Source organism: Saccharothrix sp. HUAS TT1 (assembly GCF_040744945.1).
Lineage (GTDB): Bacteria > Actinomycetota > Actinomycetes > Mycobacteriales > Pseudonocardiaceae > Actinosynnema.
This window is the reverse complement of record NZ_CP160453.1, coordinates 2399776-2412686: the sequence shown is the minus strand read 5'-3', so window position 1 is coordinate 2412686 and position 12911 is coordinate 2399776. Positions and strand designations below refer to the sequence as shown.

Below are 12911 nucleotides of genomic sequence, written 5' to 3'. Positions count from 1 at the left end.
GGGGTGGGCCGACCGACCGGTTCACCCACCTAGCCGCGTGATGACCCCGAGCACGTCGCGCGCCCTGCCGAACAGCACCCGCAACGCCGCCAGCACCCGCGCCAGCACGCGCAGCAGGTCCGCCAACCGCCGACCGATCCGCTCCAGCACGACCGCGCCCCGACCGACCGCCCACACCGCGAAGTCCGACACCGACGCGCCCGCCGTCATCTCCGACGCCGCGAGCGCGACGGCGGCGTTGTCGAGCACCTCCGCCACGTACACCGCGAGCACGTCCCGGAGCACGCCCTGGACCGCGGCGGTGATCGCCCGCGCCTCGGCGACGTGGCCCGCGACGCGCGAGCACACCCGCGCCGTCGCCGCGATCTCGTCGGTCAGCCACCCGCCCGCGCGCCGCCGCGCGATCCCGCTCAACGTGGTCGCGACCTGCTCCCAGGTGGCGACGGCCTCCTCGAACCGGTCACCGTGGTCCGCCGGCCGGCCCAGCGGCTCGCGGAGGAAGTCGACGTGCTCCGCCAACCACCCGAGCCCGGACTCCGCCAGCAGTCGCAACGGGTCGGCCTCCGAGGCGCAGGTCGCCGGGGCCGACCGCAGCACGGGGGCGCGGGTCACCGAGGGGCCGTCCCGGCCTCGGGGTCGTCAGCGGGCGCCCACAGGCTGCGCGGCAGGGGCAGCTCGGGTTCCGCCGCCGCCGGCGGCGCCGAGCCCACCAGGAACCGCATCGCGGCGGTGCCGGCGAACTGCGGCTCCACGCTCGCCACGACCTGCCGCGCGGCCTGCGCCTGCGCCTGCCGCACCGTCTCCAGCACGACCTCGCCGAGCCGGGCGGGCGAGCACCCGGTCACGTCCGGCGAGAACTCGATGTGCCGCAGCGACCCGTTCGGCGCGACCGTCACCGTCACCACGCCGTCCGCCGACCGCTGGGTGGCCTCGACGCGCCGGAGCCGGTCCCGCAGCCCGCGCGACCGGTCGGACAGGTCACGCGCAGTAGCTTCGAGGTCAGCAATCACACGTTCCGGGTTCACTCGCCAGAGTATCTAGGATCACCCTGCGCGAGGGATGTGCAACGGGCCAAGAGCGAGCACCGCGCGGAACTCCTTGGGCGGCACCGGCCGGGAGAACAGCCAGCCCTGGTAGGTGTCCACGCCCATCGCGCGCAGCACGTGGAACTGGGTCGCCGTCTCCACGCCCTCGGCCACGCACTTGCGGTCCATCGCCCGCGCCATGTCGACCACCGCCTTGGCCACGGCCAGGTCCGACGGGTCGTTGCCGACACCGGAGACGAACCGGCGGTCGACCTTGATGATCTGCGCGGGCAGGTCCTTGAGCCTGGCCAGCGACGAGTAGCCGGTGCCGAAGTCGTCCACCGCGAACCGGACGCCCCGCTCCACCAGCGCGCCCATCGCCTGCCGGACCCGCGACGGCAGGTCGACCAGCGCGGTCTCGACCAGCTCCAGCACCACCCGGTCCCACGGGATGCCGGCCTCGGCGATCGCGTTCGCCACGATGTCCACGAACTCCGGGTCGCCCGGCACCAGGCCGGCCAGGTTCACCGCCACCGACACCGGCCGCCCGCCCGGCTCCGGCCACGTCGAGGCTTCCTTCAACGCGGTCCGCAGCACCCACCGGTCCAGCTCGCGCAGCAGGTCGCCCTGCTCGGCCACCGGCAGGAAGACGTCCGGCGGCAGCAGCCCGCGGTCCGGGTGCGGCCACCGCACCAGCGCCTCCGCGGTCTGCACCACGCCGTCCACGCCGACCACCGGCTGGAAGTGCAGCGCCAGCCCGTCGTTCTGCAACGCCTCGCGCAGCTGGCCCTCCAGGTGCACCTGGCGGTCGGCCGACGCGATCAGCGCCGCGCTGGCCAGCGACACCCGGCCCGCGCCGGCCCGCTTGGCCTCGAACATCGCCGCGTCGGCGAACCGCAGCAGGTCGTTGCCGGTCGCGCGGGACCCGTTCGGCACGGCCGCGCCGATCGACGCCGACACCCGGACCAGCTGCCCGTGCACCGGGACCGCCGTGCGCAGCAACCCGGCCACCTTCGTGGCCAGCGCGTCGACGCCGCCGACGTGGTCGATGTTCTCGCAGATGATCACGTACTCGTCACCGGACAGCCTGGCCGCCGTGCAGCCCTCGGGCAGCCCGCCCTCCAGCCGCCGCGCCAGCGCCACCAGCAGCTCGTCGCCCGCGTCGTGGCCGAGCGAGTCGTTGACCCGCTTGAAGTTGTCGATGTCGCAGAACAGCACGGCCACCTTCGACCGGTCCGGCGACTCCAGCAGCCCGCCCAGCAGCTCCTTGACCAGCGCCCGGTTCGGCAACCCGGTCAGCTCGTCGTGCGTGGCCTGGTGCCGCAGCGCCTCGGCCGTGCGGCGGCGCTCGGTGATGTCCTGGAACACGATCAGCCAGAACCGGCGGCCGTCGTCCTGCACGGACAGCGCGATGTGCAGCTCGCAGTACACCTGCACGCCGTCGCGGCGGACCAGGATGCGCTGCGGGATCTTGTGCGTGCGCTCGGCGTCCGGCGCGGACATCTCGTCGATGGACGGGAAGGCCGTGCCGTTGTCGTCCGGGTGGGTGAGCTGGCCCGCGGTCATCCCGCGCAGCTGCTCCAGGTCCATGCCGAGCAGGTCGCACAGCGCGTCGTTCGCGTCGACCAGGCGCTCACCCTCGTCGAACAGGCCGATGCCGACCGGCGTGAGCGACACCAGGTCCGCGAAGCGCTGGCTGGACCGTTTCATCCGGGTCTCGGTGGCGCGCTGCTCGGTGATGTCCTGCGCGGTGCCGACCGCGAGCGGCAGGCCGTCCGAGCCCTTGACCACCACGCCGTAGCAGCGGAACACGCGCTGCCTGCCGTCGCGGCGCACGATCCGGTGCTCCAGCTGGATCGGCACCTCCTCGGTGGCGAGCTGCTGCCACAGGTCGTCCACCCAGGCGCGGTCCTCGGGGTGCACCAGGTCGAGGTAGGTCTGGTAGCGGGTGTGCTCGTCGTGCGGCACGCCGAACAGGTCGGTCATCATGTCCGACCACAGCACGTCGCCGGTCTGCAGGTTCCACTCCCAGACGCCGAGCTGCGCGGCCTTCTGCGCGTCGGCGAGCCGGCGGCGGTCGTCGCGCATCTGCCGTTCCAGCGCGCGGGCCTCGGTGACGTCCTGGATGGTGCCGTGCAGCCTGCTGACCTTGCCGCCCTCGAACTCGGCCCGCGCCCGGCACACGTAGACGCGGTCGCCGACGTCGCTGCGCACCTCGGCCTCGACCGTGCTGCCGTCCTCCGCGCGGGAGAGCAGGTCCTCCAGCGCGCCCCGGTCGTCCGGGTGCACGCCGAGCAGCAGGTCGTCGGTCGGGTCGATGCCCAGCTCGGCGTAGAGCTCCTGCAGCACCTCGCTGCGGTGCACGGCGCCGGACGCGACGTCGAAGCTCCAGCTGCCCATCCGCGCGATGCGCTGCGCCTCCAGCAGCCTGGCCCGCTCGGTCTCCAGCGCGCGGTCGGAGAGCTGCTGGTCGGTGATGTCGCGGATGTAGCCGGTGATGAACTGGGTCCGGCCGTCCGACCGCACCTTCGCCTCGGCCACGCCGCGGATCCAGCGCAGCTGCCCGTCCGGCAGGACGATCCGGTAGACGATGTCGATCGGGTTGCCGTCCAGCGCCCGGTTGGCCCAGTAGCTGGCGACCATCTCGTGGTCGTCGGGGTGCACGACGTCCAGCACCGCCTGCGCGCCGGGCACCACCTCGCCGGGCCGCACGCCCATCATCTCGTAGTGCGACTCGGACCAGACCGTGACGCCGGTGTCCGGGTCGTACTCCCACGAGCCGATCCGCGCGACCCGCTGCACGGTGCGCAGCCGCCGCTGCTCGTCGCGCAGGTCCTCGGCGGCCTGGGCCAGGTCGGAGACGTCGACCAGCAGCACGGCGTGCAGCCCGGTGCCCGGCACCTGGGTGCGCACCACGCGGACCGCCACCAGCGTGCCGTCGGCCCGGTGCAGCCGCAGGTCGTCCGGGGCGCCGAGCAGCAGCTCGCCGAGCGGCCGGCCGACCAGGTCGTCGGCGGAGCGGGCCTTGGTCAGCTCCACCGCGGCCGGGGTCACCCGCATGACGACGCCCTTGGCGTCGCAGAGCAGGGTGGGCGCCTCGGGCAGCCCGATACCGGCCGGTGTCACGTCGCCGTTCTGCGGACGCGCAGGGTCGAGCACCACCGGAGCGCGTCCAACCCGCTTGGGCACGGTCCCACCTTCCCGTGTCTACGGCAGGGATGACCGGCCCGACCGCACCCAAAGACGGCGTCCCTCTCCACGGGCAATATTCACCCGAGGAGAGGGACGGTAGCGCTTCAGGGCGTCATCGCCCACCCCTCAACGGGCTAACGAAACAACACGTTAGCGGTTTCGTTGCCTGCCGACGGGTACGGACGGATGCGGCCGGAGCTCTCCCAACTCCGACTTGGGGTCAGGCTACTCCGTCCTGCCGGGCTGCCAAGGCCACGGCGGCGGCGACTTCCGGCCCGACCCGCGGGTCGAGGGCGCTGGGCACGATCCGGTCGACCGCGAGGTCGTCCGCGGCGACCGCCGCGATGGCGTCGGCGGCGGCCAGCTTCATCCCCTCGGTGATCTTCCGGGCGCCCGCGTCCAGCGCGCCGCGGAAGATGCCGGGGAACGCGAGGACGTTGTTGATCTGGTTCGGGAAGTCGCTGCGACCGGTCGCGACGACGGCGGCGTGCCGCCCGGCGACGTCGGGGTGCACCTCGGGGTCGGGGTTGGAGAGGGCGAACACGACGGCGTCGTCGGCCATGCTCGCGATCAGCTCCTCGGGCACCTTGGACGACGAGACGCCGACGAACACGTCCGCGCCGCGCAGCGCCTCGGCGATCCCGCCGCGCAGGCCGCTGCCGTTGGTGACCTCGGCCAGCTGCGCCTTCACCGGGTTGAGCGCGTCCCGGCCGACGTGCACGATGCCGCGCGAGTCGACCACGGTCACCTCGCCGACGCCCGCGGCCAGCAGGATCTTCGCGCACGCCACACCGGCCGCGCCCGCGCCGGAGATGACCACGCGCTGGTTCGCCGCGTCCTTGCCGAGCACGGTGTTCGCGCCGCGCAGGGCCGCCAGCACGACGACCGCGGTGCCGTGCTGGTCGTCGTGCATGACCGGCACGTCCAGGGCCTCGATCAGCCGGGCCTCCAGCTCGAAGCAGCGCGGCGCGGCGACGTCCTCCAGGTTGACCGCGCCGAACGACGGGCGCAGCCGGACCAGGGTCTCCACGATCTCGTCCACGTCCGTGGTGTTCAGCACCAGCGGGATGGAGTCGAGGCCGCCGAAGGTCTTGAACAGCGCCGCCTTGCCCTCCATCACGGGCAGCGACGCGCTCGGGCCGATGTCGCCGAGGCCGAGCACGGCGGTGCCGTCGCTGACCACGGCGACCAGGCGGTGCGCCCAGGTGTACTTGGCGGCCAGCGCGGCGTCCTCGGCGATGGCCCGGCTGACCCTGGCGACGCCGGGGGTGTAGGCGATGGAGAGGGCGCGCGGGTCGGCCAGGGACGCGGTCGCGCCGATGGCCAGCTTTCCGCCTTCGTGAGCGCGGAAGATTTCCTCGTCGCTCAATTCGGTGGTCATCGGGGGCTGGTCGTTCAATGCGGTCACGAAGTCCTCCTGCGGTGCGCGATAACCTGCGGCGCACCGGGACCGGCGTTGTCACGCGGGCCGACGGGGCCTGTCTGGGGGGTCGTCCACTCGGTCTGGCGGACGGCTCCGGGGGCGGTGTGCGGGCAAGCATGGCAGCGTCAACGGCCGCTGTCTGCGGCGCGGATCACACTTTTTCCGCAGGTCAGAGGTAGTGCCACAGAACGTACGTCCGGTTTTCTGAACCGACCGGTCAGTTTCCGCAGGCAGGATCGGTCAAGAGCGGCCGGGCCATAGGGTGTGGGCCATGCAGGCACGTGAGTTGAAAATTTCCGGCGCTTTCGAGTTCACCCCTTCGGTGTTCCCCGATGACCGCGGATTGTTCGTCGCGCCATACCAGGAAGCGGTGTTCGCCGAAGCCGTCGGCCACCCGTTGAAGGTCGCCCAGACCAACCACAGCGAGTCCAAGCGCGGCGTGATCCGCGGGCTGCACTACGCCGACACCCCGCCGGGGCAGGCGAAGTACGTGCACTGCCCGCGCGGGCGGTTCCTGGACGTGGTGGTGGACCTGCGCGTCGGTTCGCCGACGTTCGGCGAGTGGGAGGCGGTGGAGGTGTCGGCGGAGGCGTTCAACTCCGTGTACCTGCCCGAGGGGATGGGCCACGCGCTGATGGCGCTGGAGGACGGCACGGTCGCGTCGTACCTGTGCTCGGTCGGCTTCAACCCGAAGGCCGAGCACGCGGTCCACCCGCTGTCGATGGACCTGCCGTGGCCGACCGGCGTGACGCCGCTGCTGTCGCCGAAGGACGCCGCCGCGCCGACGTTCGAGGAGGCCCGCGACGGCGGGCTGCTGCCGTCGTACGACGAGTGCGTGTCCTGGTACGCGAAGCTGCGCGGGTAGGTCGCCCGGGTTCGCCGGCGGCCCGCGGGCTCAGCTCCCGGGTGCGGGCCGCCGGCGCAGCAGGCGGGGGCGCGGCCAGAGCCGGGCGCGGACCACCCCGACCACCTCCGCCGCTCCCAGCGTGCGCGAGTCGGTGGAGGCGAACGGGTTGTCACCCTCCACGTGCCAACCACCGCCGTCCGACCGGACCGCCCGCTTCACCGACAGCTGCCCCGGCCGCGCCGGCCACCTGACCAGCACGAGATCGCGCGGGCGGGGCGGTTTCCCGAAGTGGACCAGCACCACGTCCCCCGTCCTGAGGGTGGGGGACATCGAGGGCCCCACCACCCGAACCAGCGGCAACGGGTTGCCTCCCGGTCGTGCCAACGATCACCTCCGACTGCTCGCGACGAGGTCCCGGAGTAGGGTTCGTCACGTCGGAGCATCCACTGTCAGGGAGGAAAGATGCGACTTCTGTCGCGCATCCGTTCACTCCGCCGCCCGCTCCTGGAGGCCACCGCGCACTGCGACCTCCCGTGCGGTGTTTACGACCCGGCCCAGGCCCGGATCGAGGCCGAGTCGGTCAAGGCGATTCAGGAGAAGTACCAGGCGAACGAGGACCCCGAGTTCCGCTCCCGCGCCATCCTGATCAAGGAGCAGCGGTCGGAACTCGTGAAGCACCACCTGTGGGTGCTGTGGACCGACTACTTCAAGCCGCCGCACTTCGAGAAGTACCCGGAGCTGCACGACTTGTTCAACCGGGCCACCAAGGCGGCCGGCGCGTCCGGCGCCAAGGGTTCCATGGACCCCGCCAAGGGCCAGGAACTGCTCGACCTGATCGCCCAGATCGACAAGATCTTCTGGGAGACCAAGGCCGCGGCCTGATCCACCCGCACCACCACGGCGCTGACCAGCGGAAAGCATTTCACTGGTCAGCGTCGTCCCATTTCCGGTGCGAGGTCTCCCCGGCCTTCCCGGCGCCGTCCGCAAATGCGCTGCGGCAGTTTCGATTTCACCCGGGGAGAGGGTTTCGGGTCGAATCATCGCCCCGGCGACAACCCTGCCGCCGACACCGGGTCCCGTGACACCCGCGTCCCGCCTCCGAAGGTGATCCGCGCCCTGGCCCGCCCCGAGGACGCCGGCTACGTAAGCTCGCCCCTGTGACCTCACACGTCTACCTGCTCCGGCACGGGCAAACCGAGTGGTCCGAGAGCGGGCGGCACACGGGGACGACCGATGTGCCGCTGACCGGGACCGGTGTGCAGCAGGCCCGCCGCGCGGGCGCCGTGCTGGCCCGCCTGCGCGCCACCGACCTGCCGCCCGCGCTGGTGCTGTCGAGCCCGCGCCAACGCGCCTGGCGCACGGCCGAGCTGGCCGGGCTGCACGACGTCGAGCGCACCGAGCAGCTGGCCGAGTGGGACTACGGCGACTACGACGGCCTGACCACGCCGCAGATCCGCGAGACCGTTCCGGGCTGGACGGTCTGGACCCACCCGGTGCCGCACGGCGAGTTGGCGGACCAGGTGCACGCGCGCGCCGTCGCGGTGCTGGAGCGGGCGCGGCAGGCGTTGCCGGGCGGGGACGTGGTGCTGGTCGGGCACGGGCACTTCAGCCGCGTGCTGATCGCCACCTGGCTGGGCCTGCCGCCGAGCGAGGGTGTCCACTTCGGACTGGACCCGGCCGGCACGACGGTGCTCGGCGAGGAGCGCGGCGACCCGCAGGTCCGCCGGCTGAACGTCCCGGCCTGGGAGGTCGACGTTGACTGACGCCCGCGTCCGCCGCGTCCGCGAGGAGGACGTGCCCGCGATCGTCGGGCTGGTCGAGGAGCTGGCCGAGTACGAGCGCGCCCGGCACGAGTGCCACCTGACCGCCGAGCAGCTGCACGACGCCCTGTTCCGCCCCTCGCCCGCGCTGTTCGGCCACGTGGCCGAAGTGGACGGTCGGGTCGTCGGGACGGCCTTGTGGTTCCTCAACTTCTCCACCTGGCGCGGCACGCACGGCATCTACCTCGAAGACCTGTACGTCCAGCCGGCGCACCGCGGCGACGGCTTGGGCCGGGCGCTCCTCCAAGCCCTCGCGCGGGAGTGCGTCGAGCGCGGCTACGCCCGGCTGGAGTGGTGGGTGCTCGACTGGAACGCGCCGGCGATCGGCTTCTACAAGTCGCTCGGCGCGATCCCGATGGACGAGTGGACCGTGTTCCGGCTCACCGACGGCCCGCTCACCCGACTGGGGCAGGACGGCTGACGGCGACCTGCCGGACCAGCCCCACCCACCAGACGAACGTGAACGCGATGACGGTCGGGTTCTTCGCGAACAGCAGCACGGCCAGGTAGACCTGCCGGGCCGACTCGGGCAGCAGGCCGCCGAGCACCTGCTCGGTCCCGACGTCGAACACGAGGAACGCGACCGCCAGCAGCACGCCCTGCCACACCAGGCTCGGCCAGTGCCGCGTCGTGAACGCGCGCGCGTCGGCCCACGTCAGCCGCTCCCCCCTGGTCGCCAACCGCCAGATCACCACGACCAGCAGCACTCGCGCGGCCACCACGACGACCTCGGACGCGAACGCCACCGCGCCGGGCACGTGCTCGCCCCAGTTCACCACCACGAGCCGCTGCACGGACGCGACCAGCGACAACCCGACGACCACCGCCCAGTGCCGCCGGTAGAACCGCCCGGCCCACCGCACCACCTCGAACGCCAACCGCAGCTCCGCCACCACAACCCCCTCAGTAACCGAATATTTTAGTTCAGTGTACTGAAATATCAGTCCGGCTAAAGTGAGCTGCATGGACGCGCGGGACTACGGACGCGAGCTGAGCACGGCGGTGGTCGCGTTCCACGAGGCCGTCGGTGCCCGCCTGGGCGTGACGGCGGTCGACCAGCGCGCGCTCGCGCTCATCGCCGGCAAGGGCCCGCTGTCCGCGGGCGAGTTGGCCAAGGAGATCAACCTGACGCCCGGCGCGGTCACCGGCGTCGCCGACCGGCTCGAACGCGCGGGCCTGGTGCGGCGCGAACCCGACCCCGGCGACCGCAGGCGGGTGGTGATCAGCGCGATCCCCGGCGCGTTCGGGCAGGTCTTCGCCGGGCTGGGCGCGGCGATGGACGAGGTGGCCGCGAGCTACAGCCCGGACCAGCGGCAGGTGATCGCGGACTGGGTGGTGCGCACGGTGGAGGTCCTGAAGGAGCAGACGAGGCTGCTCACCGAGCCGCGCTGAGGCGTCAGCCGGTCGGCCGCTTCACGCCCACGGCGCCGTAGGACACCGCCTCCGCGCCGCTCTCCGGCTCGTCCTCGGCCCGCCACGACGTCGACAGCACCAACCCCGGCTCCAGCAGGTCGAACCCGTCGAGCATGGCCTCGACGTCGGCCTTGGACCGCGCCACGATCGGCGTGCCGGCCGCGGCCGTGACCTCCAGCAGCTTGCCCACCACGTCCGGCTGCTCGTCGGCGGTCAGGTGGCTGATCACCAGGTAGCTGCCGTCGGCGATCGCGTCCCGGTAGCGGCCGACGACCTCGGCCGGGCGGTCGGCGTCGGGCAGGTACGGCAGGATCGCGACCATCAGCAGGGCCACCGGCTCGGCCAGGTCGAGCAGGCCGCGCACCTCCGGCGTGCCCAGCACCGCGCCCACGTCCCGGACGTCGGCCTCGGCGATGGCCGCGCCCGCGTTGTCGCGCAGCATGGTCCGGCTGTGCGCCACGGTGGCGGGCTCGTTGTCCACGTACACCACGCGGCACGTCGGGTCGGCGCGTTGGGCGACCTCGTGCACGTTGCCCGCGGTGGGGATGCCGGAACCGAGGTCGAGGAACTGGCGGATGCCGCGCTCGACGCACAGGCGCACGGCCCGGCGCAGGAACGCGCGGCTGTGCTGCACCATCGCGGCGGTCGGCACCAGCCTCATGGACCGGTCGGCGAACTCGCGGTCGACCGCGAAGTTGTGCGCTCCACCGAGGTAGTAGTCGTACAGCCGGGCCACGTTGGGGCGCTCGACATCACCGCTGGTCGACACCCACCTCGGGGGGTTCTGCACTGCACACCTCACCCTGACTGCACCCGGAGCGGCGTGGACGCCTGCCAGACCGTATCTGGCTACTCCGTTCGTGTCCATCCACCAATGGTGAACACGCAGGGTGATTGGAACTGGTGAGTGACGGCGGTGCGGGCCGTGGTGCCCCGGCCGAGGGGGCGGCGCAGGGGAGAGGTCCAGCCCCCTCGGCCGGGGAATTCGGTCACACGCCGGCGTAGGAGCGGATCCAGTCGCGGTAGCGCGTGACGGCGGTGTAGTTCGACCGGCTGGAGCGGTCGCTGGTCGAGGCGACGCCGACCTGGTAGCGGCGGCCGTCCACCGGGCTGGTGGCGAACATCGGGCCGCCCGAGTCGCCGCCGGCCGCGATGCCGTCGATCCGGGACACCGAGATCGCGATGCCGCCCCGGTAGTCACGCCCGTTGACCGAGGTCACCCGGGTGTTGGCGTACTTGAGGTAGCGGGCCTGGCAGTTGATCTCGGGCTGGTTGGTGCAGGTCGCGCCCCAGCCGTAGAGCTGCACGGTCTGGTTGACCGCGACGGCGGTGGTGGTGCCGAGCGGCGCGTAGGTGCCCGCGACCGACCGGTCCAGCCGCGCCAGCGCGAGGTCGACCGACGGGTGCTGGATGATCTGCGTGGCGGTGGCCATCGTGCCGCCCGTGGTCTGGTCCAGGCTGCCGATGCGGAACGTGTAGGTGCCCGAGCTGGCCACGCAGTGCTGCGCGGTCAGGACCCACGTGGGGGCGATGATGGTGGCCGAGCAGTTCTGCTGGCCGTTGCGGAACAGGCGGGCCGCCCAGGGGGCGTTGGTGGCCGTGCCACCGCCGATGATGTACGGCTGCACGTCCGCCTCTTCAGCGGAGGCAGTCGGCGCCAGCGTGGTCAGCGCGAAGGCGGACAGCAGTGCGGTAGTGGCTCCGACCACCGCGGACAGGGCGCGAGTGAATCGCATGGAGTTGTCACCTCAACGAACGCAGGGAGTGGTGAATTCACCACGCACAGCGTCACCTGTCCGAGTGACGCTGGCCACCCGCCGTTAGTCGGCGGGCAGCCAGACGATGGTCGGCGTCCGAATGCCCTACCCGGGTCCCGGCCCGGCCGGCCCGGTCAGGAGCCCCCGCTGGTAGCCGGCGGCCACGGCGGCGGCCCGGTCCGGGACTTCGAGCTTGGCGTAGATGTGCAGCAGGTGGGTCTTCACCGTCGCCTCGCTGATGAACAGCAGGGCCGCCGCCTCGCGGTTCGTCCGGCCCTCGGCGACCAGTTCGAGCACTTCCCGCTCACGCGCGCTCAGCCGGGCCCGCGGCAGCGGCTGCTGCGGGCGAACGCGGCCGAGCAGCATCGTGGCGACCGACGGCGACAGCACGGTCTCACCCCGGCCGGCAGCCCGGACCGCCCGGAACAGCTCCTCCCGGGGCGCGTCCTTCAGCAGGTAGCCGATCGCGCCCGCCTCGACCGCGGGCAGCACGTCGGAGTCGGTGTCGTGGGTGGTGAGCACCAGGACCGCGACCCCCGGCACGCGCTCCCGGAGGAGCCTGATCAGCGCGCCGCCGCTGGGTTCGGGCAACCGCAGGTCGGTGACGACGACGTCCGGCCGGGTGGCGGCGACGACGGTCAGCGCCTCCGCGCCGCCCGCGGCCTCGCCGACGACCTCGAAGTCGGGCTGGGTGCCGAGCATGCCGCGCAGGCCGTCGCGGACCACGGGGTGGTCGTCCACGACCACCAGGCGCAACATCGTCACCCGGCCACCCCGATCACCGGCACGGCCCGGCCACCATCCGCGAATCGGCGCTTCGACCGACCCCGACCGTCCACCGCCGTCGTGCGGTATCAACCGATCGGTGGATACCGCACCGGGTGGTCTAAGAGTCCTCGTCCACGCCGAGCGCCCATCGGCGCACCGGGTTGGTGAACAGCAGCACGAGCGTGCCCACGACGTACGCGCCGAGCAGCGCGCCCCACAGCTGGCGGCCGGACGGCCCGTACATGTACCAGGCGACACCCAGGAGGAGCAGCTGCACGACGACCGCGGGCGTGCGGCCCCAGTGGTTGCCGAACACCAGGCCGACGCCCGCCGCGAACACGCCCGTCGACACCACCGTGAAGTAGGCGGCCTCGCCCAGCACCGCGCCCGCGTCCTCCGCGCTGAACGACCGCACCACCAGCGCGACCGCGCCGGCCAGCCCGACCAGGCCCTGCAACGCGGTCAGCGCGCCGGCCACCCGAACAGCCGGTGGAACCTTGCCCGTGGTCGCCACTCCGTGCCCCTTCAACTGGGCCTTTCCTCACCGTGAGTACTCGTCACGCATCGTAGGCCACCCGGTTGGCGAGTCCCGCTCGACCGCCCCAGGAGCGATGATCACAGCAGTCTCTTCGGCGAGCCGGCGGTCGGGCCGGGGTGCACTTGTCG

At 72.5% G+C, this 12911-nt stretch carries 15 protein-coding genes; 5 read left to right on the top strand and 10 right to left on the bottom strand.

All coding sequences use genetic code 11. The features are described from left to right. Nucleotides 1-21 precede the first annotated feature (21 nt). The 4 genes from AB0F89_RS11830 to AB0F89_RS11815 all read right to left on the bottom strand — a co-directional run bounded on the left by AB0F89_RS11830 (nucleotide 22) and on the right by AB0F89_RS11815 (nucleotide 5598). Entirely contained in the window at nucleotides 22-612 is a 591-nt protein-coding gene (locus AB0F89_RS11830) for a hypothetical protein (RefSeq protein ID WP_367135417.1), read from the bottom strand. Further along, nucleotides 609-1025, bottom strand: a complete 417-nt coding sequence (locus AB0F89_RS11825) for a YbaB/EbfC family nucleoid-associated protein (protein WP_367135415.1) — start codon at nucleotides 1023-1025, stop codon at nucleotides 609-611. The genes AB0F89_RS11830 and AB0F89_RS11825 overlap by 4 nt, the downstream gene beginning before the upstream one ends. Before the next feature lie 18 nt (nucleotides 1026-1043). Further along, nucleotides 1044-4214 carry an EAL domain-containing protein gene (locus AB0F89_RS11820; RefSeq protein WP_367135413.1) on the bottom strand — a complete coding sequence of 1057 codons (3171 nt, stop codon included), beginning with the start codon at nucleotides 4212-4214 and terminating at the stop codon, nucleotides 1044-1046. Nucleotides 4215-4437: 223 nt separating this feature from the next. Then, nucleotides 4438-5598, bottom strand: a complete 1161-nt coding sequence (locus AB0F89_RS11815; protein WP_367138846.1) for an NADP-dependent malic enzyme — start codon at nucleotides 5596-5598, stop codon at nucleotides 4438-4440. Nucleotides 5599-5911: 313 nt separating this feature from the next. Between AB0F89_RS11815 and AB0F89_RS11810 the strand changes: the two genes are divergently transcribed. Further along, a complete protein-coding gene (locus AB0F89_RS11810) occupies nucleotides 5912-6505 on the top strand; it encodes a dTDP-4-dehydrorhamnose 3,5-epimerase family protein (RefSeq protein ID WP_367135411.1) in 594 nt (197 codons plus the stop codon). Between the two features lie 30 nt (nucleotides 6506-6535). Here AB0F89_RS11810 and AB0F89_RS11805 read toward each other — a convergent pair whose 3' ends face one another. Beyond that, the gene (locus tag AB0F89_RS11805; protein ID WP_367138844.1) at nucleotides 6536-6847 is read right to left on the bottom strand and encodes a S26 family signal peptidase; all 312 of its coding nucleotides are present in this window, start codon (nucleotides 6845-6847) and stop codon (nucleotides 6536-6538) included. A 102-nt stretch (nucleotides 6848-6949) separates the two neighbouring features. On the opposite strand from AB0F89_RS11805, the gene sodN reads away from it, so the two are divergent. The 3 genes from sodN to AB0F89_RS11790 all read left to right on the top strand — a co-directional run bounded on the left by sodN (nucleotide 6950) and on the right by AB0F89_RS11790 (nucleotide 8728). Then, nucleotides 6950-7369 carry a superoxide dismutase, Ni gene (gene sodN, locus AB0F89_RS11800; protein WP_053719552.1) on the top strand — a complete coding sequence of 140 codons (420 nt, stop codon included), beginning with the start codon at nucleotides 6950-6952 and terminating at the stop codon, nucleotides 7367-7369. Nucleotides 7370-7644: 275 nt separating this feature from the next. Next, nucleotides 7645-8250, top strand: coding sequence for a histidine phosphatase family protein (locus AB0F89_RS11795; RefSeq protein ID WP_367135409.1), 606 nt, complete (start codon nucleotides 7645-7647; stop codon nucleotides 8248-8250). After that, entirely contained in the window at nucleotides 8243-8728 is a 486-nt protein-coding gene (locus tag AB0F89_RS11790; RefSeq protein WP_367135407.1) for an N-acetyltransferase family protein, read from the top strand. The genes AB0F89_RS11795 and AB0F89_RS11790 overlap by 8 nt, the downstream gene beginning before the upstream one ends. Here the strand turns inward: AB0F89_RS11790 and AB0F89_RS11785 are convergent. Next, complete coding sequence (locus AB0F89_RS11785) at nucleotides 8703-9200, bottom strand: hypothetical protein (protein WP_367135405.1); 498 nt, start codon at nucleotides 9198-9200, stop codon at nucleotides 8703-8705. The genes AB0F89_RS11790 and AB0F89_RS11785 overlap by 26 nt on opposite strands. Before the next feature lie 70 nt (nucleotides 9201-9270). On the opposite strand from AB0F89_RS11785, the gene AB0F89_RS11780 reads away from it, so the two are divergent. Next, complete coding sequence (locus AB0F89_RS11780; protein ID WP_367135403.1) at nucleotides 9271-9699, top strand: MarR family winged helix-turn-helix transcriptional regulator; 429 nt, start codon at nucleotides 9271-9273, stop codon at nucleotides 9697-9699. A 4-nt stretch (nucleotides 9700-9703) separates the two neighbouring features. On the opposite strand, the gene AB0F89_RS11775 is transcribed toward AB0F89_RS11780, so the two are convergent. The 4 genes from AB0F89_RS11775 to AB0F89_RS11760 form a co-directional block, all read right to left on the bottom strand. Continuing rightward, complete coding sequence (locus tag AB0F89_RS11775) at nucleotides 9704-10510, bottom strand: SAM-dependent methyltransferase (protein ID WP_367135401.1); 807 nt, start codon at nucleotides 10508-10510, stop codon at nucleotides 9704-9706. 199 nt (nucleotides 10511-10709) lie between these two features. Beyond that, nucleotides 10710-11456 carry a trypsin-like serine protease gene (locus AB0F89_RS11770; protein WP_367135399.1) on the bottom strand — a complete coding sequence of 249 codons (747 nt, stop codon included), beginning with the start codon at nucleotides 11454-11456 and terminating at the stop codon, nucleotides 10710-10712. Nucleotides 11457-11582: 126 nt separating this feature from the next. Further along, a complete protein-coding gene (locus AB0F89_RS11765; RefSeq protein WP_367138842.1) occupies nucleotides 11583-12236 on the bottom strand; it encodes a response regulator in 654 nt (217 codons plus the stop codon). 127 nt (nucleotides 12237-12363) lie between these two features. Further along, entirely contained in the window at nucleotides 12364-12774 is a 411-nt protein-coding gene (locus AB0F89_RS11760) for a hypothetical protein (RefSeq protein WP_367135397.1), read from the bottom strand. Between the last annotated feature and the right edge of the window lie 137 nt (nucleotides 12775-12911).

Bases quoted from the DNA above. Each gene is read 5' to 3' on its own strand.
- AB0F89_RS11780 (WP_367135403.1), top strand. From the start codon at position 9,271: ATGGACGCGCGGGACTACGGACGCGAGCTGAGCACGGCGGTGGTCGCG.
- AB0F89_RS11815 (WP_367138846.1), bottom strand. From the start codon at position 5,598: ATGACCACCGAATTGAGCGACGAGGAAATCTTCCGCGCTCACGAAGGC.
- AB0F89_RS11765 (WP_367138842.1), bottom strand. From the start codon at position 12,236: ATGTTGCGCCTGGTGGTCGTGGACGACCACCCCGTGGTCCGCGACGGC.
- AB0F89_RS11770 (WP_367135399.1), bottom strand. From the start codon at position 11,456: ATGCGATTCACTCGCGCCCTGTCCGCGGTGGTCGGAGCCACTACCGCA.
- AB0F89_RS11810 (WP_367135411.1), top strand. From the start codon at position 5,912: ATGCAGGCACGTGAGTTGAAAATTTCCGGCGCTTTCGAGTTCACCCCT.
- sodN (WP_053719552.1), top strand. From the start codon at position 6,950: ATGCGACTTCTGTCGCGCATCCGTTCACTCCGCCGCCCGCTCCTGGAG.